We start from the raw sequence: 25,239 nt of genomic DNA, 5'->3' as shown, positions 1-25,239 counted from the left end.
CGCGGGGGCTCTTGCGGGATTGCCGCTAAGATTGTACTTCCTTTCACGAGTTCGTTGCTCTGCAGCGCGGGGATAACATTGAGCGAAGAGTTAAACCTCAGGTTGGCGGCGAGACGGGCGGCCCTGGACGGTGCGGGCCAGATCGACCCGGTCAGCGCCGACATCATCCGCGGTGCGTTCGAAACCGTATGTTTCGAGACGGCCACCCTGCTGGGACGTTCGGCATCGTCGGCAATTATCAACCAGTCGAACGAGCGAAACGGTAGCATCATGGACGGTAACGGAAGGCTCGCCGGGCTTTCGGTGGGAATTCCCCAGTTGCTCTTCATTTCACCCATGGCTGTGAGGTGGGGACTCGAGAACCAGAAAACAGATGACTGGGGAGCGGGCGATGTCTTCGTCGGCAACGACCCCGACTATGGCGGAGGCCACCTACCCGACTACACGGTTTACGCGCCGGTCTATGACCGTGACGGCAAGGTATTGCTCATCGCTGCGCTGCAAGCCCACCAGGGCGACACCGGGGGCAAGGACCCCGGTGGTTTTTCGCCCGACGCGGTCGATATTTTCCAGGAAGGTATGGCCATCCCGCGCCTCAAGCTGGTTCACCGTGGCCGCAAGCGTGGCGACGCGGTGGACATGTTGGTGCGCAACAACCGCCTGCCCTCTTTTGAGGGCGATATCTCGGCGATGATCGCAGCCGCGCAACTTGGTGCCAGCCTGCTGGGAGAGTTGGTCGACCGCGAAGGTGACGATCGCATAAAAGCAGCGATCAACTACAACATCGACGAGACTGAGCGACGTTTCAGGGCCGAAGTGGAGAGCTGGCCGGATGGATCCTACGAAGCCGATGTCTTCATAGACCAGGACACGGCGGGCAACCCGGACGTGCACGTTCACGTTAATTGTACGGTTGCCAACGACCAACTGACCGTCGACATGACGGGCAGCGACGACAGGCCCGAGCTCTCCAACGTATGGAATACCTTTTCCAACAGCCGTGGTTACGCCATGGCCCAGTTGGCATCAATGGTTGACCCGACCATCGCCAAGAACGAGGGCTTGTTCAATGCGGTCAACCTGGTCATTCCGTACGGAACCATCCTGCAGCCTCCGCCCAACAAGCCAGCAGCGCTGGGAGCTTTTCACCCGGCCTGCGAGATCGCCGAAGCTATCTGCGTGGCCTTGTCCGAGATTCTTCCGGAACGCTCCTCTCCGCAGGTGTACAAGCTCGGCATGCCCAACGCCGTGGTTGGTGCTGACGAACAGGGCAATATGTGGATGGACCAAGGCGTTGACGTCAGGGCTTCCGACGCATCGGCAACCCAGGGTGTCGACGGCTGGGGGTCGATGTGCAGCGGTCTCGGCAATCTCGTACTCGCGCAAGCCGAAGACGCAGAGAGCCGTTTTCCCGTTATCAACCTGTCGCGTGAAATGACTACTGACACGGGCGGTGCCGGGCGCTGGCGTGGGCAGCCTGGCTCGCTCAACAGCAAAAAGATTCTCGAGCCGACAATGGCGATCGCCTGGATGGTTTCGCAGAAACACCCGCTCAACGGCCTCAGGGGTGGAGACCCCGGCAGCCCCTACGGCAACCGTTTCTGCGTGGGCACGCCCGAGGAATACGAGGTAGAAAATTCGCTTCGAGCCCAGTTGCCTGCGGGCGCGGTAATCGCGTACCAGTACGGTGGTGGCGGTGGATTCGAAAACCCACTTCTACGCGATCCCGCCGCGGTGCTTGAAGACGTTCTCGACGAGTACGTGAGTCCGGAAGGCGCACGCACCCGGTACGGCGTCGTACTGGCCGGAACACTGGAACAACAGGACCTCAAAATCGACTTGCCCGCCACCAGCGACCTTCGGCAACTTCTCACAGCCGAGCGGTCTGGGGATCCCGGACTGGAATCTTCGAACTGATGGGTTGGCGCGTCGGAATCGACATTGGCGGAACCTTTACCGATTTCGCCCTGCAGACTGACCGGGGACTGATTCTCGACAAGGTGCTCAGTACGCCAGACGACCGCTCTGATGCGGTTATCAACGGCCTGGAAAAACTCGCCCGGCGCCTCGATCTCGACACGGCTGCGCTGCTGGGTCGCCTCGATGCGGTGATTCATGGCACTACGGTTGGCGACAACACGCTTATTGAAGGCAGCGGTGCCCTCACCGGCCTGCTTACGACCAGCGGTTTTCGGGACGAGATCGAGCTGAGACGAGGCTTCAAAGAAGACATCTGGGATGTTCGTCTAGCCCCGCCTACACCCCTGGTACCCAGGCGTCGAAGACTGGTAATCAAGGAGCGGGTGCTGTTCGACGGCTCGGTGTACCAGGAGCTCGATGAAGATGCCGCCCGAGTTGCCATAAAACGCCTGGCAGCCCAGGGCGTTGAGTCGGTGGCCGTGAGCCTGCTGTTTTCGTTTGTAAACCCTGCCCACGAGCTGCGCCTTTCCGAGATCATTTCCGAAGAGATGCCGGGAGCCGAACAATCACTCTCTCACCAGGTCCTGCCGAGAGCTCCGGAATTCGAGCGAACCAGCACCACCGTGGTAAACGCTTACATCGGACCACGGGTGAGCGGCTATCTTGATCGGCTTGAACAAAAATTGCGTGAGGGCGGCTACCAGAACGACCTCATGGTAATGCAGTCCAGTGGCGGAGTGATGACAAGGGACTACCTTCGCGGCAGCCCGGTACGCGCATTGGCCTCCGGGCCTGCAGGCGGAGTGGTTGGCGCCGCCGCCATTGCCGCCAGAAAAGATGAGCCCGACCTGCTCTGTGTCGACATGGGCGGTACCAGCTACGATGTGGCACTGGTGCGGGGTGGCACGGCGCCGGCAGAGGCCGGTTGGAACTGGCACCATCGCTACCTTGTGGCCACACCTATGGTGAAAGTAGAAACCCTGGGCGCGGGTGGCGGATCATTGTGCAGCGCGCATAGCGGCGCGCTCAGTGTTGGCCCGGGCAGCGCGGGGGCAGACCCCGGTCCAGTGTGTTACGGCCGTGGTGGCAGCGAGCCCACTGTCACCGACGCCAATCTTCTACTGGGTCTGTTGTCCGAGACGGCTACCTTCGCGGGGGGCGGCTTCCAGCTCAGTCGCGAAGGCGTCGAAGAAGCCATGCAAACCCACGTAGCTGGCCCCCTGGGCCTGGACGTGGAGCAAGCGGCCCACGACTGCTGGCGCCTTGTTAACGCTACCATGACCCAGGCTGTCCGCCGGGCGACCGCGGGCCGGGGCGTGGATCCCCGTGAGCTCACGATGCTCGCTTACGGCGGCAACGGCCCGGTCTTTGCCGCCGTGCAGGCCCGCGCCCTTGGAATCAAACGCGTACTCATCCCCCGCTTCTCGCCCGCCTTTTCGGCTCTCGGAGCGCTGGTGGCCCGTCCGGCCATCGACGAAGAACGAGCGCTGCTCAGCTCGCTGCCCGCTGTTGATCTGGCCAGACTCAGCGGCTTGTGGCGGGAGTTGCTCGGTAAGTCTTTTGCTTATTTTGCAGCTGCCGGTTTTGCCCCTGGACAGGTGCACAGCAAGTATCTTCTCAACCTTCGCTACCCCGGTCAGAACTGGAGCCTCTCGGTGGTCGTACATGAGGACATGGGCAACAGCGGCGCGGCTTTCGTAGACGCTGAGTTACCCGAAAGATGCTGCTCGGCGTTTCACGCGGTCCACGAGAAGGAATACGGTCACCACAGGGAACGCGAGACTCCAGAGATCACGGGCGTCAGGCTGCAGACCTCTACCGATGTTCCGAAGCTTGAGTTCGGCAGCAAGGCAGAAACAGTTGAGGGCCCAGCACCTGTTCACGAACGCAGGCGGGCCAACCTAGGCGAAGGCTTCGCGGAGACAGCTGTATATCGCGATGCCGATTTGTTGCCCGGGCACGCCATTGAAGGACCGGCCATAATCGAAGCGGATTTCACGACCATTGTCGTCAACCCGGGATGGCGGGCTGTAATTGACGATGATGGAGACTACAGGCTCGAAGACCGGGCATGACCTGGCCGGCTGCAATTCAGGGATGAGCAAGACGCGAGGAAAACAATGAGCCTGGTTACAAACAAACGCGGTAGCGAGTTTCTAGAAGGCAACTTCGCCCCGGTAGCCGACGAGATAGAAGTCGATGACCTCGAGGTCGAGGGATCTATCCCCCCTGCCCTGTCGGGCCTGTACCTTCGTAACGGCCCCAACCCGATGTTCGAACCCCTGGGCAGTTACCACTGGTTTGACGGCGACGGAATGATCCACGCGATCAGGCTGGAAAACGGCAGGGCATCCTATCGTAACCGCTGGATCCGTAGCCGTGGCCTGGATGCGGAACAGCGTCACGGAAGCGCTATATATGGGGGGCTGGCCGCGCCCGGACTGACCGACCCGCGGCTGCTCGGCGAAGGCGGGCCTGTCAAGAACACGGCCAACACAAATGTCATCCGCCACGCGGGACGTATCTTCTGCCTGATGGAGGGCTGCGCACCCACCGAAATTGATGATGAACTTCGTACCCTGGGCGAACACGACTTTGCCGGCCGCCTGCAGGGATCTTTTACAGCCCATCCCCACATCGACCCGCGCAACGGCGAAATGATCGTGTTTGGATACATGCCCACGCTGAAGTACATGCGCGTTAGCGCTGCCGGCGAACTGGTGCAGGTCGAAGACATCGAGGTTCCCAAGCCCACGATGATGCACGACTTTGCGGTCAGCAGTAAGCACGCGGTGTTTTTCGACTCCCCCGCCGTCCTGGACCTGGAGGCGTTTCTCGCGGGCGGACCCATGGTGAAGTGGGACCCCGACAACGGCACCCGCATCGGCGTACTGCCCAGGGAAGGATCTGGCAGCGACACCAGGTGGTTCGAGATCCCCAACTGCTACGTCGTGCATTTCATGAACGCGTGGGAGGAAGACAACCGGATCATGGTGGATGGCTGCCGTTTCGAGCGGATGGACTTCGGCGCCGGCGACGCGTCGATTCCTGACCCTGAATCTTTCCTGACCAGGTTCACGATCGACCTGGACGCTGGGACCGTCAGCGAGCAGAGGCTGGGCGATCTGCCTGGCGAGTTTCCCCGGGTTCGAGCTGAAGTCGAAGGTGAAAAACACCGCTACGGCGTCGCGGCGACGTTTGCCAGGACGACGGTACCACTGGGGCCGCGTTTCGACTCGGTTACCCTATACGACTTTGTTGCCGGTACTGAGCGAACCCACCAGTACCGGGACGGCGAGGTCACCGGCGAACCCGTGTTCGCGCCTGACCAGTCGGGCACGGCCGAAAACGACGGGTGGATCGTCTCGATGGTAAGCGATACGGACGGGGCCCACACGGACCTGGTCATCCTCGACGCCCACGAAATGACCGAGACCGCCCGCGTGCACATGCCGCGGCGCGTTCCATTTGGTTTTCACGGCAACTGGCTGCCTGACGGATCAGACTCGATGTTGACCAGACCGGGCTGAGTGACTTCAGGTCCACGGCGGTCGCGGGGAGTGCAGACGAGGTGCAGGCAGCGACCCAGGTGTTGCGGTTGGACACGAAAATCCGTTTGGTGTGGGCCCTATGCGCGGCCCAGGCCTCGTGCACGAATCCGTGTGCGATCAGGTAGTCAACGTAACGGGCTCGTTATCGGCGCCACCACCGTCGTAGTAGCTCACGGAGCCTCGCCGCGCAGCATACAATCGGCTCCCAAGGGATCGAGCTCGGTATCGAAGTCGTTCCCCACGGATGTCGTTGCGGTTCCTGCATCGCAGAGATCCTCGCGGTTCTTGCTCGCCTCGTTGCCTGAGAGCGCCGCGGCGGTGGCAGACTGGCGCACGGCGAAGCCGAACCCCAGGTTGGCCTGCGCCAAGTTGTCGGAAACCACCACCGAGTCAGACGTGTCGGTAGCGTTGCCCACCTCGAACCCATAGCCGAAGGTCTTCTTCATCGTATTGTCGCTCACGACTCCGGAGCTGCCGACCAATAGTAGTCCGCCACCAGCACAGCTAGACCCGCTGTTTCCCGTCACCACGGCGCCATCTCCCTTTACGCTGACGCAAGGCTCCAAGGGTCCTGCGCCGGCCTGGGAAACCCGGTTGTCGGTGACGATAGCGCCGTCGGCAACGATAGCTATGCCCTCATCGACGGCGCGGCGACATCGATTCCCAGAAACCAATACCGAAGCGAAGACGGGGTCGAACTCGGGCTCAGCGAAATCACTGACTTCGACGCAGCCGTCGTTGGTGCTGCTGAAGACCGAGTTGTTCGAGATCTCACCCCCATTGCCGGCCGGTCCCGGAGAAGCATCGTCGGGCGGGTCTACGTCGACGCCCGTGCCGTCGATGTGCGAAATCTTGTTCTTCGAGACGAAGACGTCATACCCCCGCACATCCACGCCGCCATTGTCGATGATCCTCACCTTGTTGCGGACGATCCTCGCCCGATCCCCAAACACCTCGTAGCCATCACCGTCGATCAGTATGACCTGGTTACGCTGCAAATCGGCATCGTCGCCGATCACTGAATAGGCGTCACTACCCGTGTAAGAGGCCCTGGATTTGGTGATCGTAGCGTCGTTGCCTGTAACTAGAATGCCATGAAGGCCGCAGTACCGCGTTGTCGTGCGTCGGGCCGTGAACCCGTCCCCGTACACCCGGACGCAAGCCGTGCGGCTTCCTTCGAGGGTAGCTCCGTCGATGGTGAAGCCCGAGACCGGCGCGATCTCCGTGCCTGCAGCGATCAGGTGGTCCTCGGCGTTGCGGATCACCAAGCCCTCGACGGTCACGTCGTTGGACTCCACGGTCAGAGCAACGCCAGTGTTGGGAAGATCGCCATCGAGTACGCCTCCATCACCGACGAGACGAAGCCCGTCCTTACCGGACGGAATCACGACGTTTTCGTCATAGCGCCCGTCGAGGACCGTAACCGTGTCGCCGCCCACCGCGATATCGATTGCCGCTTGAATTGTAGTCTCACAGCCAGGCGTCGAGCCGCTCACGCAGATCGCAGCGCCCAGAACCACAGCGGGGCTCGACACGACCAGCGCCAATGATGCTGCACACAAAAGCGCCCACAGCAGTTGGCGCTGCACACGAAACCCGAGAACACCCCGGAGAAGACTCTTGTTCGGATGTACCATCTTCAATATTCCTCCAGCCCTATCGGGCGAACCCCGTAATACAGTTTGCTGCCAACGGATCCAGGCTGGTCGCGAAGGTATTGGAGCTCTGAGTCGTGCCGGTGCCCGAGTCGCAGATATCTTCGCGATTGGACTGGGCCACGTTCTGCGTGAGAGTAGTGTTGGCGGCGTCGATACCTATCGAGAACCCGAAGCGCAGATTGCCGGTGGACCGGTTCCCCTCGAGCAATGCATCGGTACCGCTAGCGACGGCGAAACCGTCGCGGCCCGTGTTCTCTACGGTGTTCGCTCGAAGCTCCACAGAATCGCCATTGACGAGGAATCCACCGCCTGAGCAGTCCGCCCCGGTATTGTCCTCGGCGAGGATATTGTTTCCCTCCAGGTCGTAGCAAGGGTCGTCGTCACGCGCGCCCGAGCGTACGACACTGTTGCCGCGCAGCGTCACGTTGTCAGCGTCAATGTTGAAGCCGCCGTTCATCGCCTGCTTCACGAGGTTGTTCTCCAGGGTAATCGTCGAGCCGGGGAGCTGGGACTCACAATTGACGGTAAAAGCGGTATCGTTGGTTACAGTGTCGATCCGATTGCCCGAGATGACCGAGTCGCCGGCACAGTCCGGAGCGGCTCGGAAAAACACAATATCGTCGTTCAAGCGGCGGCCGCGATTATCCGTGGCTGTCAGCGTCCACCCGTCGAACAAGATGCCTTGGTCACCGTCCTGAAAGCGATTGTCTGTGACGGTGGCCGCTCCCTCAAAGGCCTCAATCTGGATTGCAGCAAGGTCGAATATGAAGAAGTTGTTTTTGGACACGACCGCATCGAGACCTTCTATCGATAGGCATGCTGAATTGAAGTGGGCAAAGCTACACTTGGTTACGGTCGTGTTGCCACCATAGACGCGAACTCCGTTGCAAACTTGGAACGTGCTACCAGTGACCGTGTAGTCGTTGCCAGTGGCGTGAACGCAGTCGTCCACAAATCCCTGAATCGTCACGTTGGAGAGCGTCCCACCATCGGCGCCAGCTTCGAATACGATGCCTTTGGCTGCGCCGTTTTGGACCGTCAAGCCATCGACCGTGACGGCGGCCGAAGCGATCGTCAGCGCGTCCCCGGTATTGGGCAAGCCCGCATCTAGAACGGAACTACCGCCTCCCTTGATCGTGAGCCCGTCCTTTCCAGCCGGAACGGCAACGTTCTCGTCGTAGCGCCCTTTGGCCACGATGATGGTGTCGCCAGCGACTGCGGCATCCACGCCTGCTTGAAGCGTGCTCTCGCAAGTAGGCTTGCTCGGGCTTACACAGATCTTCGCAGCGCTCGCATCGACAGCCGCACCGGCGATGGCCGCCAGAAGCGTGACGCCCAGGATAAGTTGCTTAAGTTCTCGCATGATTCACCCCATGTTTTTGTTGTGCCTTTTCCCCTTCGGCATTGGTCTCAGGCCACCTTCTATAGATAGACAACACCTGTCAATGCTTTCGGCCTGGGCCTAAGATTAAAACATCCCTTTTTTATGGCATCGCCCCCCATACGGGGGGGGCGCGGAGGCTTGGAATGTTGCCGGCTACCGCCTACTGGTCGGCTTCTACCGAAGGCAGGGAGTCGCCGAGACCGTCGCAATGGAGCTCGCAGGCTGAAAGAACAACTCCATCTTCAAACGCTATGCCATCGTCGACGACACCTATCTTTGCGATGCCGTGCAAAAAGTCGCGCGGGTTGGGGACACGTTGGGGAAAGACGAAGTCAGCCAGGCTTGCTGCCGCGATCCACCGACGTAAGTGATTGAAATAATGGTGCCGGGACCGGGACTTGAACCCGGACGGGCTTACGCCCAGGGGATTTTAAGTCCCCTGCGTCTACCAGTTCCGCCATCCCGGCTCGGGGTGACTATTTTGTCAGCCAGCGTTGACTCACTGGCCACAGCCAATGACAATAGCGGTTGGAGCTCCCGGTGGCCAGAAAGCGCATAACCAACGACGTAAAACTCAAGCCATTAGTGGCGTGGAGAGCCATCAGGAAGCTCTTCGCTGACCCGGACGACACCGGCCAGGTGTTTATCATCATCAGTGCCCTTTCCGGCTCCGGCTTCGAGCGGCTGTTTCGACGGGTGGAATCCGACGAGGTGGGCGGCCGAGTCATAACCCGCCACCCGGAAGCCCTGCTCGAGGTCCTACGCGACAGGCAAATGCTTGCCGGCCTGCCAGAAGGCAGCCTGGGAAGAGCCTACCTTGACTTCGTAAAGACCGAACAGCTTTCGGCCGACGGCCTCTCGCAAGCCAGCGAGCAAAGAGCGCAGGTAATCAACTTTATCGACCCACGGGCCGAAACACTCAGTACTCGGCTTCGTGACATGCACGATCTCTGGCACGTGGTCACCGGCTACGGCCGCGATCTCGTCGGGGAAGATGCGCTGCTGGCCTTCACCTGGGCACAGACGCGAAACCGGGGCATTCGCCTTATAGTTTTTCTTGCCACCTTGAAAAGTCTTCAGATGAGACACTTCTGGGTACCGGCGGTCGTGCGCCGCGGTCGCCGCAGCGGCCTCGAGGCCGGCCTGCTGCCGGCCCAGGACTGGGAAGCCTTGCTCACGCAGCCACTGACCGAAGTTCGTCAACAGCTCGGGGTCGAAGTCGCTCCCGAATACAGGCCGGTATGGAGTGACGACGCGGTTGCTGTTCGAGCCTGAGTCCCGCCCGTCACGACAGAGACGTAGCCGCCCCTGCGGCTCGTCAGAATAAGGATGGAGGCGGCGAGCGGATTCGAACCGCTGAATGGAGGTTTTGCAGACCTCTCCCTTAACCACTTGGGCACGCCGCCTGAAAGCGTGTGGCGAGTAAGCACCCGCGCAAAAGAATTATTGCAGCGCGATAGCAGCTTCTCAACCCCCTGGCGTTGATTAACCAACAAGGGCCACGGTCTTATTCTAGCTTGTTCGGGTCACTGTTTGCTGCAATAGTTCGTTTTTCTTCTACCGCAAGGCAGCGCCTCGTCCGGGCAGTCGCAGCGGTTGCTCGACCAGAAACTCAACGGAGGCCGGATTTTGTACAGGATTGGAGTAATTCCCGGTGACGGAACCGGACCGGAAGTCACGGCAGAGGCACTGAAAGTGCTGGCCGCAGCCTCTGAAACAACCGGTTTTTCTTACGAAACCGAGCACTACGACCTCGGCGGTGACCGCTACCTGGCCAGCGGCGAGATCCTTCCCGACTCGGTAATTGAAGAGTTTCGTGGCCTGGACGCCATCCTGTTGGGCGCCATCGGTCATCCTGATGTAAAACCCGGCATCCTCGAAAAAGGCATCCTGCTGCGCCTTCGCTTTGAGCTCGACCAGTACATCAATCTGCGACCCGTCAAGCTCTACGCCGGCGTCGAGACCCCGCTGAAAGACAAGGGTCCCGAAGACATAGACTTCCTGGTGGTGCGTGAAAACACCGAGGGGCTATACGCCGGTGCCGGCGGCATCTTGAAAAAAGGTACTCCAGACGAAGTCGCCGTGCAGGAATCCATAAACACCCGCAAGGGCGTCGAGCGATGCCTGCGCTACGCTTTTGAGGCAACCCGGAAACGTGGGAAGAAAAACACCTTGACGCTTTGCGGGAAGACCAACGTGCTGACCTACGCGTTTGATCTGTGGGAGCGGGCTTTCAACGAGTTGGGCGAGAGCGAGTACCCCGACATCAAGCGGGACTACGCCCACGTGGACGCTACCTGCATGTGGATGGTCAAGAACCCGGATTGGTTTGACGTCATCGTGACCGACAACATGTTCGGCGACATCATCACTGACCTGGGCGCCATGATTCAGGGGGGCATGGGCATAGCCGCCGGGGGCAACATCAACCCCGAGGGTGTTTCCATGTTCGAGCCCATCGGAGGTTCGGCGCCCAAGTACACCGGCCAGGGGGTGATCAATCCCATGGCGGCGATCTCGGCCTGCCAGATGATGCTCAGTCACCTCGGCGAGAAAGACGCCTCCGTCCGCGTGGAAAAAGCCATCACCGAGGTGCTTTCCAAACGCTTGAAATCCATGTCGGCCGGCGCGATGGGCTGCAGCACGTCAGAAGCCGGAGACATGGTGGCCAAGCTCGTCACCTGAGATACCGGGCTACGGCCGACAGCTATTCTACGCGGGAAAACTCTTTATCGAGAAGCCGCGACACCGGCTTGCCACCAGCCATGTGCTGTTCTCCTATTTCGGCGACATCGGCCGTGCTCAGACCCGTGTACCAGGAGCCGTCGGGGTAGACGACGACAGTACCCCCGTTGGCCGGGCAGGGGCCGAGGCAGCCGGTGGCCGTGATAAAAACGCTGGCCGCCAGACCACGCCGGTCTCGCTCTTCGCGCAAGGCAGCAAGTATTTCGAAACCATCCTGGGCTCCACAGGATGGAACTTCTACACCCGGTGGCCGACGGTTGGTACATACAAAAAAGTGTTTCTCAGGTATCGGCACAGTCTATCTCCCTGGTCTATGTAAGCTTGAATAAAACAGGTCGGGTCCCGCGATTAAATAACGGCAACAACCGAGCCACCAATGGATGATCCCTGCGCGTCTGCCTTCTGAACCTTAACATCAACGCCTCGTCATCGTCTTCGGTCACGGTATAAGAGCGCTCCTGTTCGGCCTCCAACAGCCCGACGGAACCCGCGGCCCGAAGGTTACGAACCCAGTTGCGGGAATCATCGAGACTGGCAACGTACAGCGCTCCATCGAGCGTGGCCGCCCACACCTGCACCTCGTAGATTTCCCCGCTCTTGCGCCCCCGGTGACGCAGGGTAACGGTGCTCACCCTTCCCTTTCCTGCGCGAGTCTTGAGAAGGCATCTGTTGTTATGGACAGAGCCTGTTCAATATCCTCGGCGCTATGGGCCGTAGACAGGAACCAGTTATGAAGTGGGTGAATGAATACACCCCCTTCAGCGCACAGCCCCGCGAAGCGACGAGAAAGGTCGAATTCACTGTCGTCAATGAAAGTCATGAAAGGTATCGCGGCCGGGCCGCTGATCGTTACCCCGAAGCCTGCGGTCTCCGCCTGCTCGCGCAAGCCCGAGCACAGGCTCTCCCCTTGTTCTCGCATGACCGATGGCCCGTCCCGGTCCTCGAGGAAGTCCAGTGTAGCCACTGCGGCTGCCAGGGGCACAGCCTGCGTGCCGAAAGTACCGGTGTAGAAGACTTCACGGGCGGCCGAGCGCAGGCTGTCCATACCCAACATGGCCGACAGGGGGTAGCCGTTGGCCAGCGCCTTGGAGTACAACAACAGGTCGGGCGTCACACCCCACAACTGGCTTGAGCCCCCCAGGTGCAGGCGGAATCCAGCTCGAACGTCGTCCACTATCATCACGGCCCCGTGTTTGCTGCAGCGCTGCCTGACGCCCTCGAGAAAGCCGTCGGCGGGTAACTGTGAATCACTAAATGCCTCGTGGCGAAACGGCGTTACCATGACCGCGGCCAACCCACCCTTTACGGCCAGGCAACGGTCTAGAGAATCGAGGTCGTTCCAATCAAAATTGACGACAGCCGATCGCTCGCTGCCGGGAAAACCTTTCTCGAATTGGTTGCACCAGCCGTGCACTCCGTGGTAGGTGCCCGCCACCATGGCCACGTTGTCACGCCCGGTAGCCGCGCGCGCGACGGCCAGCGCCCAGGTCGTAACGTCTGAACCATTCTTGGCAAAAAGCGCCCAGTCGGCGCCAGGAGTCAGCCCGACGAGTTTCTCGGCGAGTTCCACCATCGCAGGCGCAGGCACGTTCATGGTGTCGCAGGCCTCTCTCTGCAAGGCCGCTGCTCGCTCTACAGCTTCGTTTCCGTATCCGACGACCATCGGCCCGTAGGCGCAGAGAAAATCGATGTACTCGTTCCCGTCTACGTCCTTGAGGCGGCAGCCCGAAGCGGACTCAAGAAAGACCGGGTGACTGCCGCGGGTGAGCAAGCCACGGGCCTGGTGGCCATAAAGTCCACCAGGGATAACCCGACGAGCCCGGTCGTAGAGAGCTTCACTGTTTTTGAGTACGTGCTCGGACACCGCCGTAAAATGAACGACGGAGACGTCAAAGGGAAGCGCTCACCCGACTGCAACCGGGAGGTCAGGCCTGGCCCATGGAACGCCTTGCAAAAACGAGCAGGGCCCCGTCGGCCACCAGTACGAAGATCATGACGAGCCCGGCCGGCGCCTGCATATCAACTGCCGCTACCAGTAGTTCTGTGCCGGTCACGGCCAGTGGGTACCATGCCAGGGCTGCACACCACAGCAGGATGGCCGCCACGATTGCCAGCGGCCCGAGCTTGGCCAGTACCGTCGAGACCATGCTCAACAGCAATAGAAAACAAGTGAGCATGACCAGCGTTGGAAGCACCGCTACTCCAGGGGGGGCCCCGGCTTGCACCCCGGCTCCCATCCAGGTCAACAGTACGAGGCTGGAAGCCGTTAGCAGGCACAGGCCTCCCGCGAGTTTTGTAGCAAGCCTCCTTACCGTCCTTAAGCCCCCGCGCAGGCCGATGCCCAGCGCCAACAGCAGGCCCAGAATCGACGCGAGACCAGCGGCCCTGTCGACGTAGAGCAACAGGCAACAGAGCGCCAGCGCGAGAAGAAATGCCCGGTCACGGCCTTGGGCCTGCCTCATCCTGAGCAGGACCCTCACCAACACGGGTACGCCGACGGCGAGAAAGGCCACGAGGGCGGGGAACATCACGAAGGCAAAGTAGAGTGGCCGCACCGACTCAACGGGAGCAATGAGGGCCAGCAAGGTAACGTAGCCCGCCGCGTCACCGCCGGCCTTCAATCCCCAGAAGATCACCCCACCGAAAACGAATACCATGCAAAGCCCGGCTACCGCGGTCATGAAAATCTCGGTATCACTGGAGCCCGTTGCCTCGTTCGCTTGCGTGTTGTCCACTCTTTGCTTGGGCCTCGTTACGGGATGGGCTCTGCAGTCAGCCAGCCGGTCGGTATCCCCGAGGGCCAGCTTGTGGCAGTCTTATGCCATGCGCAAGGCAGGCTCCTCGGCCAGCGGCGAAACCAAGGCCTGGGTTGCCGTACGAACCGGTCTCCCAAAAGCGGAAGGCGACGCTATGGCGTTACTTTTTGCATCGATGGGCCTCGCTTCCCGGCTGCAAGCCCATTCCACGGATTCGTTCACAGTCCTCGTCCCGGCCGAGCAGCTCGAGCGGGCCAACGCGCTGCTGGCCGAGGAGTACCCCGAAGTCCTGCGGTCCGACGACTCGGAAGAAGGCCAAGCCCTGTCGGATTCACACCCTGAGCAACTGGGCGTAGTGATTGCCATCACCGCTGCCTGCCTGGCCGCGTTTTTCTTCACCCACGGTGGCCTCGACCCCGTGGGAAGAGCGCGCATGGTCGAAATGGGCGCCATCACCTGGAGCCTGGTCGAGGCGGGCGAGTACTGGCGTCTGCTCAGCGCTGTTTTTCTGCACTTCGACCTTGGCCACATCATGTCAAACATGGTCATGCTGTGGATACTCGGACCCCACCTGGCCCGTGAAATGAAAGCATGGCCTTTCCTGCTCACTTTCATGGTCGCAGGTATCGCGGGTAACATCGCAAGCCATACCCTGACCCCGTCTATGGCAGTCAAGGCAGGAGCCTCGGGGGGCGTGGCCGGTATTCTCGGGGCACTGGCGGGCCTGTCCTTGCCCGGGCGCACGCGAGGCTCGAGGCCATCATGGCAGGTACTCGGCGCTATGGCCGCTATTTACGGTATGGCTATAGGTTTCGGTCCGGGCCGCGATAATACCGCGCACCTCGGCGGCCTGTTGGCGGGCGTGGTAGCCGGAATCATTTTCAGGCGCCGGGAGGAGACTCCCCAAGGGTTCGGTCCAGCAACTCGGAATCTGCCTCGTTCAGGCTGAAGTAACTCGCCTCCGGGTGGTGAAATACCACCGCGCTTACCGAGGATTCGGGTTCCATCATAAAACCTTCGGTGAGCTCCACGCCCAGGTTTGCATCGACATCAAGTAACTCGAAAAGCAGAGACTGGTCTTCGAGTCGCGGACAGGCCGGGTAACCAAAGGAATATCGCTTGCCGTGGTAACGGGCCTTGAACAGGTCGGCTCGGCTGAGATCAGCGGGGTCGGCATAACCCCAGGCCGCTCTCAAGCGAGCGTGAAGAAACTCCGCGTAAGCCTCGGCTGCCTCCAGCGCCAGGGCCTGGAAAATATGAGCCTTGAGGAATTCGCCATCCTTGATGAGTTTCTCGGCATGGCCGCGCACACCAGGACCGAAACTGGTGACGAACATCGCGATATTGTCGTCTCCGCCGGGCGAAACGTAGTCAGACAAGCACAATCCGCCGTCGCGCTGCTGTCGGCCGAAAACGAAAGCCGAGCTCTCAGATTGCGGCCCGGAAGGGTATACTACGAGACTCTCGCCATCGCCGCGGGCCGAAAAGAAGCGATACACAGCAGACGCAGCGACATCCTCGAGCGAACAGGTCCAGTCCTGCACCTTTTCAACCTCGCCGCGCAGCTCGATCGCCTTCGTATCTCCAGAGGCAAGGGCATTTGCAAAATTGCCCTTGAACCCCAGGTGCCGACCGTACAACATCGCCGGGTTTATCCAGTCAAACAACTCGGCTGGATCGCGGTCTCGTTCAACGTGCAGCCTGTAGTCTGGCGCTCGCGGAAGTTCACGCGGAGGTTTAAGCTTCGGCGGCGCAAATTCGCGGTCGCTATCGCTGCGCCGGCGCGCAGCGCTGCGTTGCTCCGATTCTTCGAGCTGTTGCCTCTCAGCATCCAACTCGGAAACCAACCTGGGCAGTTCGTCTTCGTTACGCAATCGTCCTGCCAGTTCGAGACCGAGCATGGCGTCGCGGGCGTAAACAACCGGACCGGGATATTCCGGCGCGATTTTGAGCCGAGTAAAGCGATTGGATAATGCCGCGCCGCCTACGAGCAAGGGGATGTCTACGCCCGCAGCCGCGAGATCGGAGGCGGTGATAACCATCTGCTTGGCACTTTTGACCAACAGCCCCGACAAGCCGATCAGGTCGGGCGAGTGTTCCCGGTAGGCGGCGAGAAGGTCCTCGGGCGGAACTCGAATTCCCAGGTTGATGATCTCGTAGCCGTTGTTGGAGAGAATAATGTCTACCAGGTTTTTGCCGATGTCGTGTACGTCGCCCTTCACCGTCGCCAGTAAAATGCGACCACGGCTCGCGCTAGTGTTCTTGTCCATGAACTGTTCGAGGTAGCTGACGCCAGCCTTCATGGCTTCGGCGGACTGCAGAACCTCGGCGACGATCATTTCGTTTGCAGAAAAACGCTTGCCGACCTCGTCCATGCCGGCCATCAGGGGCCCGTTTATGACCTCGAGGGTTTCCTTGCCCTGCCTGAATTCTTCAAGTGCCCCTTCAAGCCCCTGCTTGCTGCCCTCGAGAACGCACAAGCGGATGCGCTCCTCGGCAGACAGGGCCGCCCGTTCATCCTCGGTAACGACCGGCTGCACATCCTTGAAGTGAGCTGCAAAAGCCGCGACCGGATCCTCGCCGCGGTTTTCGAGGAGATCGTCGCACAGTCGTCGTTCCTCGGTAGGTATGCGGCTGTAAGGGGCCAGTGACTCGGTACTGACTATGGCCAGATCAAGGCCCGCCTCCACACAGTGGTGTAGAAATACACTGTTGAGCACCTCGCGACCGGCGACCGGCAGCCCGAAGGAAACATTGGAAATGCCCAGTATGGTCTTGCATCCAGGAAGCTCACGCTTGATCAGGCGTATGCCTTCGATGGTTTCTATACCCGAGCCTACGTAGTTGCGGTCGCCAGTTCCTACCGGAAACACCAGGGGGTCAATAAAGATGTCCTCGATGGGGAGTCCGTACTTTTCGGTCAGCAGTGCACAGGAGTTCCGAGCCACGTCGAGCTTGCGCTCGCGGGTAACAGCCTGGGCCTGTTCGGGATCCTCGTCTATGCAACCCACCACCGCGGCACCGCCGAAGCGGCGCAGAAGGGGCACGACCTGCTCAAATTTCTCTTCTCCGTCTTCCAGGTTGATAGAATTTACGACGCATTTTCCCTGGAGAACGGGCAGGACCGCTTCGAGCACCTCCACTTCGGTGGTGTCGACCATTATGGGAACCTTGACCTTCTTGACCAGGAGCTCGAGGAACAGCGGAAGATCATGCAACTCGTCGCCGTCGGGGTCCTGCAGGCAGACGTCCATGATCGCGGCTCCGCGGCGCACCTGCGCGCGGCCAACCTCGGCTGCCTCTTCGAACTTACGCTCTGCTATCAACCGCTTGAAACGGCGGCTACCCAGCACGTTGGTTCGCTCGCCGACGAGCACCGGTCGCTTCTCATCGCTTATTTCGCAGGCCTCGATACCCGACACGACACTGCGTAGTCGAGGAGCGGCTCTACGCGGGCTGCAGTCCTTCACAGCCTCGACAATTGCGCGCACGTGTTCGGGCTCGGTGCCACAGCACCCGCCTACAACGTTGAGCCAGCCCTGCTCGGCAAACTGTCGCAACTTGGTTGCGAGGCGTTCGGGGTCTTCGTTGTAGTTGCCCTCTTCGTCGGGAAGCCCCGCGTTGGGAATACACGCAACCGGAAAGCGCGAGATCTCGGCCAGCGTTCGCAGGTGGTCGGTCATAAAGTCAGGACCGGTGGCGCAGTTGAGCCCGATCCATAGAAGCTCCCTGTGTTCGAGCGAAACGTACAAGGCTTCAACGTCCTGGCCGGCCAGGAGAGTACCCATGGTTTCAACGGTTCCCTGCACGGCCACGAGCGCTTCGACGCCCAGTTCTTTTTCGGCCCGGTCTATACCTTCCAGTGCTGCCTTGATGTTGAGGGTGTCCTGGCAGGTTTCGACAAGTAGAAAATCGGATCCGCCCTCGAGCAGGCCGGCGGCTTGTTCATGGTAAGATACCGCGAGTTCTTCCCAGCTTATGCCCCCGGTGACAGACAGGGCCCGGGTGGTGGGCCCCATAGAACCCGCGACGAAGCGCGTTTGTCCGCTGGTGGAAGCTTGGTCGGCTGCCTTGCGGGCAATTTCGGAACCCAGGCGGCTCACCTCGCGGGCGCGGTCGGCGAGCTCATACTCCTCGAGTACAACCGAACTTGAGCCGAAAGTATTGGTTTCGATGATATCGGCTCCAGCCTCGAGAAAGCCGCGGTGGACTGCCTCTACGACGTCGGGGCGGGTGATGACCAGGTTCTCGTTACAACCCTCTAGCGCCGGCCCGCCGAAGTCTTCTGCCGTGAGATCCATTTCCTGCAGGCTCGTGCCGGTGGCGCCGTCGAGTACCAGGATCCTCTGCTCAAGCAGGGCTTTAAGTTGTTTTTGGCGGTCTGTTATCATGCGTGAAGAAAGTCCTTTGTTAGTCGATAAGTATAGCCCGCCCATCTTCAGGCTGAAACTGCTTACCACGGTTTCAGCCCTGGCTTTCTGGTCGCTCTTGAGCAGCCCGGCTACGGCGGAACTGCCTTCGATGGTAGACACGGGGCTGCCAGTGCCGGGCCAGGTTCTTTCAGCGACAGATACGAAAGTATACGGACGCTGGTTGCCCCCGTCGGCAAACTGGGCCCTGGGCCGAGGTCTTCCCATCGAGGTGGTGGAAAGCCGTCTCATACCACTGGAACCTGCGCGCCTGGCGGCTACTGAAAAGTACTCTGCGCAGGTGCAGCTTTCCGGGGACGGACTGGAGCTTGAAAACTACGTTGCGGGGCTACCCTTCCCTTCCCTTTCTGACGACGACCCCGACCTCGCGGTCAAGCTGATGTTCAACTACGAAAACCGTATTCTGGTGGACGACCTGGACATCCGTAATTTTGACTGCGACACGGGCAGCTTACGCAGCGACCGCGGCATGCTGGTCGAACGACATTTCGTGCTCGGCCACTTCAGGCGTTTGTACCACGTCGGTCGGCTTTACAATGAGCCGAAGCCCGCATGGCCCACCCCCGACGGTATCCGTTACCGAGAGTCCCTGCATCCAATAATAGAACCTTTCGACCTCAAGGGCGTAGGACTGAGCTACAACCGCTACCTCGATCCGGGAAGGCAGGACGACAGTTGGTTGTACTACCCGTTGCTCAAGCGAGTGCGCAGGCTTTCTACGGCGCAAAGATCGGAAGCCCTTTTTGGCCAGGACACCGACCTCGACAGTTACGCCGGTTGGGCTGGTAGCGCCGCTTGGATGGATTGGAAATTATTGGGTCGAAAACAATTACTAGCCCCCATGCACACGCGGCACTTTCCAGGGCGCAGGGCCACCGGCACCGCTGATTTCATTTTTGATGACACCTGGGAGCTTCGCGACCTTTGGATTATAGAAGGACGCTCGCGGCTTCCGGGTTATGCTTATTCCCGGCGCATCGTGTACCTCGACCAAGAGAGTTTTGTCATCCCCTATGCCGAGATGTACGACCACGAAGAGCAACTGTGGAAGGCCTGGTTCAACCAGTGGAAGATCGGTCCGCGGCCGTTTCCCGGCGCAAAAACAGCAGTATACGACTATGAGCAGCAGTTCCTGCCGGCCGTAACCATGTTCGACATGCTGTTGGACCACGCCACTTACTGCACTCTGCCCTCGCGCGAGTACCCAGGCGAAGAAGGCTGGTATTTTAACTTCGGAGACGCCCAGGGCACCAGTGAGAACGTCTTTTCCCTTTCTTACATCATCTCGACAGGCCGCTGATAACCTGTCTTTTCTACCCGACAAGCCGCTCGCCCCGCTGATTATCGACCTTCTGGGTCTGGATTCCGGCCCGCTGCGCAACTACAATCGGGGCTGGGCCTTTATGGCCCGCACAAAAGGAGAAAACGATGGAATATCTTGAGCCGCTGTTTCGTTGGATACACGTGATCGCAGGCGTCCTCTGGATCGGCCTGCTCTGGTTTTTTAACTTCGTCAACATTCCCTTCGCGGCGAAGATGAAAGAAGCGGGCGCGGCCGGCACCGTGGTGCCCGAGTTAATGCCGAGGGCGCTGTTCTGGTTTCGTTGGGGAGCGGCCTGGACCTGGGTGACCGGCGTCCTCCTGTTGCTGCTGGTTTTCTATCACGGCGGCGCCTTGCTCGATGGCGAAGGCGAGCTTCTCACCACCGCCAACCTGGTGATGCTGGGTGTTACTTTTCTCGGCGTATTTATCTACGACGCGTGGTTCAAGAGTCCGGCCGCTGGCAACCTCAGGGTGGCCTACTCGGTGGGCTTCGTTTTTACCGCTGTCGTGGCTTACCTGATGACCGAATGGGCAGGCTACGGTTATCGTGGCATGTCTATTCACATCGGTTCGATGTTCGGCACAGCGATGGCTTTCAACGTGTGGTTCCGCATCTGGCCGGCCCAGCAACAGATCATTGCGGCCGTGAAGGCTGGCGAGGCCCCGGACGCGGCACTGCCGGCACTGGCCGGTAGTCGGTCGCGCCACAACACCTACATGTCTGTGCCCTTGCTCTGGACCATGATCAACACCCACACCGGGGCATTCGCGGGGGCCGGCGTTGTCGGCTTGCTGGTCATCATCCTCGTAGGCTGGCACCTGGTGTTCCAGCTCTACGCTCGATCGGCCAAGGTCGAAGGAGCCTGAACACTTCCCAGTTGCACTAGCCTTCAGTACTGCGGGCGGCGATTCCTCTAAGGGGTCGCCGCCCTGCCGTACTGACGACCTACCCTTAGATCCCCGGCTGGTATAGGCTGGCTGCATGACTACCGCGTGTAAAGGGCACCCGTGGGTCGCCGCGAGCCTTGACCTCATGATGTTTCCGCTACGCCGCCTGCGCGGCAAGGTAGTGGGAGAAGCGAGCGGCAAGGTGCTCGAGATCGGTGTCGGCACCGGTATGAACTTTTCGCGTTACGGGGACATCGAGATTCTCCACGGCGTAGAGCCGGACCCCTTCATGCTCAAGCGGGCGCAGCAACGCGCCCAGGAAGTAAACCTGCCGATTGAACTCGTAGACGCGGGTGCAGAAGACCTGCCCTGGCCAGACAACTATTTCGACACCGTGGTGGCTACCTGGGTGCTATGCACGATACCGGAGCCCGCGCGTGCGCTCGAAGAAATGTGTCGCGTCACTAAACCCGGGGGTCGCTTGCTGTACGTGGAACACACCCGTAGCCGCGGCCCGAGGGCACAACGGATGCAGGACAGTTTGAATCCCTTATGGAACCGTATCGCGGGTGGCTGCAACCTGAATCGGAACTCGGTAGACCTGATTCGTGACAGCGGCTACGAAGAACTGCAGGTCAAAGCCTGTGGCAGCGAGGACTGGACACTGCTGCCCGTTTACAGGGGGACGGCGATAAAGCCGGCCTGACGCGGCTAATCGCTCGGCAGGCGGTCAGACAGGACTCCTGCCCCCTGCAAAGCATCTATCTCGTCGGCCTCGGCAGCGAGCCAACGCTCAAGCACCTCGCGGTTGTTCTCACCCCTGTAGGCGGGCCGTCCCCTTACCCCGGCCCGCGCGTTAGAAAAACGATACGGGGTGTTGAGTACGCGGCAAGTCGAGCCACTACGATCGTCCATCTCCGGCGCCATCGAGCGTTCAGCCACCTGGTCGGAGTCGAGGGCCTCGGCCAGGCTCAGCACGCGAGCACCCGGTAATCCCGCCGCTGCGAGTTTTTCAACCACGGTGTCGGCGCTGCCCTCGTCGGCAATCCAGGCCTGCACGTGGGCTTCGAGTTCATCAAGACAGGCGTTGCGCTGCTCTATAGTCAAGTAGCGTTCATCGGCCAGGAGTCCGGGTCGTTGCATAACAGCCGTGAGTTGGTCCCAGTTAGCGCGCGGATCAGAAGGCATGGCCACGAACTCATCCCCGCAGCGGTAGACCCAGGAGCAGAAAACGTCTGCGTCTGTTCCCTCCTCTCCAAAGAGATAAGAGTGCGCGCACTCCTGTATGGAAAGCAGCGCGTCGTGCATGGCCATGTCGATGAACTGACCCTCGCCGCTGCTTTCGCGAAGCCTAAGGGCCGCGAGTATGGCTATGACAGAATGCAGGCCGCTGACCGTATCGCCTATCGCCAGTACCGAGTCTTCGGGGTCATGGCTGTGAAAGTTCCCTTGACGGTACAGTGTTCCGGTCGTGGCGTGGGCAATACCGGCAAAAGCAGGCCTGTCACGCAAGCTGCTCTGATGGCCGAAGCCGCTTATTGAGCAATAGACCAGCGCCGGGTTAGCAGCCAGGGACGCCTCCGGGCCCAAACCGGCTCGCAGCATCACCCCGGGCCTGAAGTTTTCAATGAGCACGTCGGCTGTCTTGACCAGTCGTCCAGCGAGGGAGCCGCCTTCTTCGGTCTTGAGATCAATGGAAATATTCAGCTTGCCGCAGTTCTGCTGCATGAAGTAACCGCTGATACCCGCCCTTCGCGCACCCAGCCGCCGCGAAACATCTCCGGCCGGGGCTTCGACCTTGACGACTTCGGCACCGAGGTCGCACAGAATACGGCCGCAGTAAGGACCGGCCAGGACGTGGCTGAAATCCAGGACCTTGATACCGTCAAGGGGCCGCCGTTCGCGCTCGCTCATGAGCGCAGGATAGACTCGCCCGTTTGCCGCCACAAAGGACAACAGGGCGGAGCCGTGGGCGGCCTTTCCCGTTGTCAGTTCCGCTTAGAGTCGTTGAAAAGCGTCGGTGCCGCCGACCGAAGTGTAGCCGGTCGTGTATGGCTTGAGATCGACCCAACCTTCTACGAGGCTGCCGTCAAACTCATAGGCTGACACAGCGCCCCCCTTAACCTGGTAAGGGGTCAAGAGAACCTCCAGTACGCCATCGTCGTCAACGTCGGCCAATGCCAGGGTCGCCCCACCGGTAAAATCCGGTCCGAAAGCCTCGAAGCGCACCGGCTCGATCTGACCGGGCATGATCAATGGCTCGCCATTGGCTGAAAAAGCCTTGACCTGGGCACCGCCGTAGCGCGGGACAGTCACGACGTCGTTATTGCCGTCTCCATCGACATCTCCAATGGCTACGCTGGCTCCTCGGTGACCGTCGCTAGGTGAGTACGCGATCCACTCGTCCAACAACGAGCCCGTCCCTGAAAAAATCCTGATAACGGAGACTCCACTTTGCGTACCCACTAACAATTCATCGCGCTTTGCGCTGCTTGAAATCAAGTCACCGGCAGCAGCAGTCGCGCCCCCCGCGTCTATCCTCACGTTATTCAGAACTGCTTCCGGGCCGGAAAACACACCGAACCGGCGAATCGGGCTCCACGTACCCTCTGGACCTTGGAACCTCTCGAAAACCTGGGCCACGACGTCGCCGTTACGGGAACCGGCCTGTACTGCAATTATCTGCAAGGTATCTTCATCCTGGAAGTACCCACCGGCTGCGTTGGAGCCCACGAGGCCCACCACGCCCTGCATACCGTCAAATACCGCTGTGACTGAATTACGCCTTGCCGAATCGATTACCGCAACCAAGCCATGCTTGGCTCCAGCACCGGACCCTACCACCACCTTCAGTGTGCCTGGCGCCGCCTTCGGCTGGTCATTGATGAGATCAATAGACATGACTCCCGGACGGGTTCCCGCAAAGATATTGGCACGGAGTCCTCGCTGCCGGCGATCGGGCAGAAAGCCGAAAACCGCGAAACCCGAACGTCCCTCTCTGGGCTCCACGCCAACGGTTATCACCCGTGTTTCGAGACCGCGGCGTCCTTTGAATACCTTGACTGGTTCTCCGCTGACCGGCGACCAGGCTGTAACTGAGCCCGCGCCCCTGCGTTGTCGGGGGGCATCGCCCGGCGCCGCCACCAGAATTTCACTCACGCCATCTCCATCAAGATCCGGACCCGCGCTTACGGCCTGGCCGAGAAGCAGCGAATGCCGCCAGCCGTCGACTTCCAGGAGCGGCGAACCGTCACTGCCGGAAAACAGCAGGAAACGTCCAGCATCCGGGATCAGGGTGGAGCCATCGACCGCGTCGGCCTGCGGTGCACCCGCTACAATATCGGGCACTCCGTCGCCATTAACGTCGCCAGTACCGGCTATTGAGCTTCCGAAACGGGCGTTCTTCTGCGGTTTGCTGCCTACTACCCCAAGGATTCTTGCGCCATCTGAAGCACTGGCCACCGAAGCCGTACCCGCCTTCTTTACTGCAACATCATCGGCAAGTTCGGAACCGTAAGCGATGTCGTCAAGCCCGTCGCCATTTATATCTCCAACTGATGCGGCTGATATACCCAGGTGGTCACGCCTGGCACCTTGCAGGTCGAGGATAAATTCCTGGGGGGAAATACCGGAGTATACGCGAAGTACTCCGCTTTCCTCCCCGGCTAATCCCCTGAGAACTGGCGACCCGGCGACAAAATCGACTACCCCGTCGCCGTCGTGATCGCCGCCGGCAATGAGAGTACGTCCGAATCGATCGCCGAGCCGCTCGCCCTCTATCTTGTTTAAAATTTCTCTGCGTTTGCCCGACTGTACATAGACCACGCCAGAGCGCTTGCCCTCGGCATTTCTTTCACCAGGCGCGCCGATAACCAGGTCAGCAACTCCATCACCGTTGATGTCTTCGAGGCCGGCCACTGTCTCGCCGTAGTAGCCCTGCCTGCCAGTGCCGAATACTCTCAACGCTATACCTCGCTGTGATGCGAATACGTGGAACGCGCCGTAGTTGAGTCGTTGGACCAGTTCACCCGTAAGGGGATCGAGCAAGGGGCGACGGTCCCAGCCCGGCGATCCAACAATAAGCTCGGCTTTGCCGTCGCCGTTGATGTCGTGGGTGAACGCCACTGATTTGCCAAAAAACTGGCGTTCCTGCTTGCCCTTGCGCTTGAGCAACCTGCGCCCATCGGCTCCCGACCGCACTTCTACGTAACCGGCTTCAAGTTTGCCGTTGACAAAAGCGCAAGGCGCGCCGATGGCGAAATCGGCTACGCCGTCGCCGTTGAAATCACCACCGTAAACGACGGTACGCCCGTAACCGTCGCCTGGAGCGCAATCGAATGGAAGATCGCCATCCTTTTGCGCACTTGCTGTCCCGGCAGCGAAGAGCAGTATCGCAACAACCGCAATGTAGCGGCCAGTAAAGAGTAACTTCGAGGAAAAAAATCTAGTCTTTTTGTGAAGCATATGACCCCCGTGGCCCCGGACGGGGGGCCGCGTTGACTCCAAAACTGACCTATCCCCAAGCGGGTAACAATCCCCCCCAGGTGGATTAAATAATTTTTTTTCGAGCCTGCCCGGCACTGA

The 25,239-nt window shown here is 60.2% G+C and carries 18 protein-coding genes and 2 tRNA genes; 9 read left to right on the top strand and 11 right to left on the bottom strand.

What is annotated here, in order from left to right; translation table 11 throughout:
- Positions 1–78 precede the first annotated feature (78 nt).
- From EYQ35_12540 to EYQ35_12530, 3 genes are read left to right on the top strand one after another with little or no spacing between them, the layout of a single operon-like run.
- A complete protein-coding gene (locus EYQ35_12540; GenBank protein ID HIF64960.1) occupies positions 79–1,917 on the top strand; it encodes a hydantoinase B/oxoprolinase family protein in 1,839 nt (612 codons plus the stop codon).
- Positions 1,917–3,995, top strand: coding sequence for a hydantoinase/oxoprolinase family protein (locus tag EYQ35_12535; GenBank protein ID HIF64959.1), 2,079 nt, complete (start codon positions 1,917–1,919; stop codon positions 3,993–3,995). The genes EYQ35_12540 and EYQ35_12535 overlap by 1 nt, the downstream gene beginning before the upstream one ends.
- A 45-nt stretch (positions 3,996–4,040) precedes the next feature.
- Positions 4,041–5,450: a carotenoid oxygenase family protein gene (locus tag EYQ35_12530; GenBank protein ID HIF64958.1), complete on the top strand. Its 1,410-nt coding sequence runs from the start codon at positions 4,041–4,043 to the stop codon at positions 5,448–5,450.
- A 191-nt stretch (positions 5,451–5,641) separates the two neighbouring features.
- Here the strand turns inward: EYQ35_12530 and EYQ35_12525 are convergent, their stop codons facing one another.
- The 3 genes from EYQ35_12525 to EYQ35_12515 all read right to left on the bottom strand — a co-directional run bounded on the left by EYQ35_12525 (position 5,642) and on the right by EYQ35_12515 (position 8,980).
- A complete protein-coding gene (locus tag EYQ35_12525; protein ID HIF64957.1) occupies positions 5,642–7,108 on the bottom strand; it encodes a hypothetical protein in 1,467 nt (488 codons plus the stop codon).
- 19 nt (positions 7,109–7,127) lie between these two features.
- On the bottom strand, positions 7,128–8,492 hold the full coding sequence (locus EYQ35_12520; GenBank protein HIF64956.1) for a hypothetical protein: 1,365 nt from the start codon (positions 8,490–8,492) through the stop codon (positions 7,128–7,130).
- 401 nt (positions 8,493–8,893) lie between these two features.
- A tRNA-Leu gene (locus tag EYQ35_12515) sits at positions 8,894–8,980 on the bottom strand.
- A 61-nt stretch (positions 8,981–9,041) separates the two neighbouring features.
- Here EYQ35_12515 and EYQ35_12510 point away from each other — a divergent pair.
- Positions 9,042–9,788 carry a hypothetical protein gene (locus EYQ35_12510; protein ID HIF64955.1) on the top strand — a complete coding sequence of 249 codons (747 nt, stop codon included), beginning with the start codon at positions 9,042–9,044 and terminating at the stop codon, positions 9,786–9,788.
- A gap of 55 nt (positions 9,789–9,843) precedes the next feature.
- Here EYQ35_12510 and EYQ35_12505 read toward each other — a convergent pair.
- Positions 9,844–9,919: transfer RNA gene (locus EYQ35_12505), tRNA-Cys, on the bottom strand.
- A gap of 220 nt (positions 9,920–10,139) precedes the next feature.
- On the opposite strand from EYQ35_12505, the gene EYQ35_12500 reads away from it, so the two are divergent.
- Positions 10,140–11,198 carry a 3-isopropylmalate dehydrogenase gene (locus tag EYQ35_12500; GenBank protein HIF64954.1) on the top strand — a complete coding sequence of 353 codons (1,059 nt, stop codon included), beginning with the start codon at positions 10,140–10,142 and terminating at the stop codon, positions 11,196–11,198.
- A gap of 22 nt (positions 11,199–11,220) precedes the next feature.
- Here EYQ35_12500 and EYQ35_12495 read toward each other — a convergent pair whose 3' ends face one another.
- The 4 genes from EYQ35_12495 to EYQ35_12480 form a co-directional block, all read right to left on the bottom strand.
- Complete coding sequence (locus tag EYQ35_12495) at positions 11,221–11,553, bottom strand: (2Fe-2S) ferredoxin domain-containing protein (protein HIF64953.1); 333 nt, start codon at positions 11,551–11,553, stop codon at positions 11,221–11,223.
- Positions 11,554–11,569: 16 nt separating this feature from the next.
- On the bottom strand, positions 11,570–11,890 hold the full coding sequence (locus tag EYQ35_12490) for a hypothetical protein (protein HIF64952.1): 321 nt from the start codon (positions 11,888–11,890) through the stop codon (positions 11,570–11,572).
- The gene (locus EYQ35_12485) at positions 11,887–13,122 is read right to left on the bottom strand and encodes an aminotransferase class III-fold pyridoxal phosphate-dependent enzyme (GenBank protein ID HIF64951.1); all 1,236 of its coding nucleotides are present in this window, start codon (positions 13,120–13,122) and stop codon (positions 11,887–11,889) included. Before EYQ35_12485 ends, EYQ35_12490 begins: the two co-directional genes overlap by 4 nt.
- A gap of 61 nt (positions 13,123–13,183) precedes the next feature.
- Positions 13,184–13,939, bottom strand: coding sequence for a hypothetical protein (locus EYQ35_12480; GenBank protein ID HIF64950.1), 756 nt, complete (start codon positions 13,937–13,939; stop codon positions 13,184–13,186).
- Here EYQ35_12480 and EYQ35_12475 point away from each other — a divergent pair.
- Positions 13,914–14,963, top strand: a complete 1,050-nt coding sequence (locus tag EYQ35_12475) for a rhomboid family intramembrane serine protease (GenBank protein HIF64949.1) — start codon at positions 13,914–13,916, stop codon at positions 14,961–14,963. The genes EYQ35_12480 and EYQ35_12475 overlap by 26 nt on opposite strands.
- Here the strand turns inward: EYQ35_12475 and metH are convergent.
- A complete protein-coding gene (gene metH, locus EYQ35_12470) occupies positions 14,896–18,405 on the bottom strand; it encodes a methionine synthase (protein ID HIF64948.1) in 3,510 nt (1,169 codons plus the stop codon). The genes EYQ35_12475 and metH overlap by 68 nt on opposite strands.
- Here metH and EYQ35_12465 point away from each other — a divergent pair.
- From EYQ35_12465 to EYQ35_12455, 3 genes are all read left to right on the top strand, one after another.
- Positions 18,404–19,744 (top strand): DUF1329 domain-containing protein, encoded by a 1,341-nt coding sequence (locus EYQ35_12465; GenBank protein HIF64947.1) that lies wholly within the window; start codon positions 18,404–18,406, stop codon positions 19,742–19,744. The two genes, metH and EYQ35_12465, sit on opposite strands and share 2 nt — an antisense overlap.
- A 128-nt stretch (positions 19,745–19,872) precedes the next feature.
- Positions 19,873–20,634 carry a hypothetical protein gene (locus EYQ35_12460; protein ID HIF64946.1) on the top strand — a complete coding sequence of 254 codons (762 nt, stop codon included), beginning with the start codon at positions 19,873–19,875 and terminating at the stop codon, positions 20,632–20,634.
- Positions 20,635–20,749: 115 nt separating this feature from the next.
- Positions 20,750–21,361 (top strand): class I SAM-dependent methyltransferase, encoded by a 612-nt coding sequence (locus EYQ35_12455; protein ID HIF64945.1) that lies wholly within the window; start codon positions 20,750–20,752, stop codon positions 21,359–21,361.
- Between the two features lie 5 nt (positions 21,362–21,366).
- Here EYQ35_12455 and EYQ35_12450 read toward each other — a convergent pair whose 3' ends face one another.
- Positions 21,367–22,569 carry a CoA transferase gene (locus EYQ35_12450; protein HIF64944.1) on the bottom strand — a complete coding sequence of 401 codons (1,203 nt, stop codon included), beginning with the start codon at positions 22,567–22,569 and terminating at the stop codon, positions 21,367–21,369.
- An 84-nt stretch (positions 22,570–22,653) separates the two neighbouring features.
- Positions 22,654–25,119 (bottom strand): hypothetical protein, encoded by a 2,466-nt coding sequence (locus tag EYQ35_12445; GenBank protein ID HIF64943.1) that lies wholly within the window; start codon positions 25,117–25,119, stop codon positions 22,654–22,656.
- Positions 25,120–25,239 lie beyond the last annotated feature (120 nt).

The organism is Candidatus Binatota bacterium (assembly GCA_012960245.1).
Taxonomy (GTDB): domain Bacteria; phylum Desulfobacterota; class Binatia; order UBA1149; family UBA1149; genus UBA1149.
This window is presented reverse-complemented; position numbering and strand designations above follow the sequence as displayed.

Excerpts from the sequence above, each read along its gene's own strand:
- EYQ35_12535 (HIF64959.1), top strand. The coding sequence starts at position 1,917 with ATGGGTTGGCGCGTCGGAATCGACATTGGCGGAACCTTTACCGATTTC.
- EYQ35_12530 (HIF64958.1), top strand. The coding sequence starts at position 4,041 with ATGAGCCTGGTTACAAACAAACGCGGTAGCGAGTTTCTAGAAGGCAAC.
- EYQ35_12525 (HIF64957.1), bottom strand. The coding sequence starts at position 7,108 with ATGGTACATCCGAACAAGAGTCTTCTCCGGGGTGTTCTCGGGTTTCGT.
- EYQ35_12520 (HIF64956.1), bottom strand. The coding sequence starts at position 8,492 with ATGCGAGAACTTAAGCAACTTATCCTGGGCGTCACGCTTCTGGCGGCC.
- EYQ35_12475 (HIF64949.1), top strand. The coding sequence starts at position 13,914 with ATGCAAAGCCCGGCTACCGCGGTCATGAAAATCTCGGTATCACTGGAG.
- EYQ35_12480 (HIF64950.1), bottom strand. The coding sequence starts at position 13,939 with ATGACCGCGGTAGCCGGGCTTTGCATGGTATTCGTTTTCGGTGGGGTG.
- EYQ35_12465 (HIF64947.1), top strand. The coding sequence starts at position 18,404 with ATGCGTGAAGAAAGTCCTTTGTTAGTCGATAAGTATAGCCCGCCCATC.
- metH (HIF64948.1), bottom strand. The coding sequence starts at position 18,405 with ATGATAACAGACCGCCAAAAACAACTTAAAGCCCTGCTTGAGCAGAGG.
- EYQ35_12460 (HIF64946.1), top strand. The coding sequence starts at position 19,873 with ATGGAATATCTTGAGCCGCTGTTTCGTTGGATACACGTGATCGCAGGC.
- EYQ35_12455 (HIF64945.1), top strand. The coding sequence starts at position 20,750 with ATGACTACCGCGTGTAAAGGGCACCCGTGGGTCGCCGCGAGCCTTGAC.
- EYQ35_12450 (HIF64944.1), bottom strand. The coding sequence starts at position 22,569 with ATGAGCGAGCGCGAACGGCGGCCCCTTGACGGTATCAAGGTCCTGGAT.
- EYQ35_12445 (HIF64943.1), bottom strand. The coding sequence starts at position 25,119 with ATGCTTCACAAAAAGACTAGATTTTTTTCCTCGAAGTTACTCTTTACT.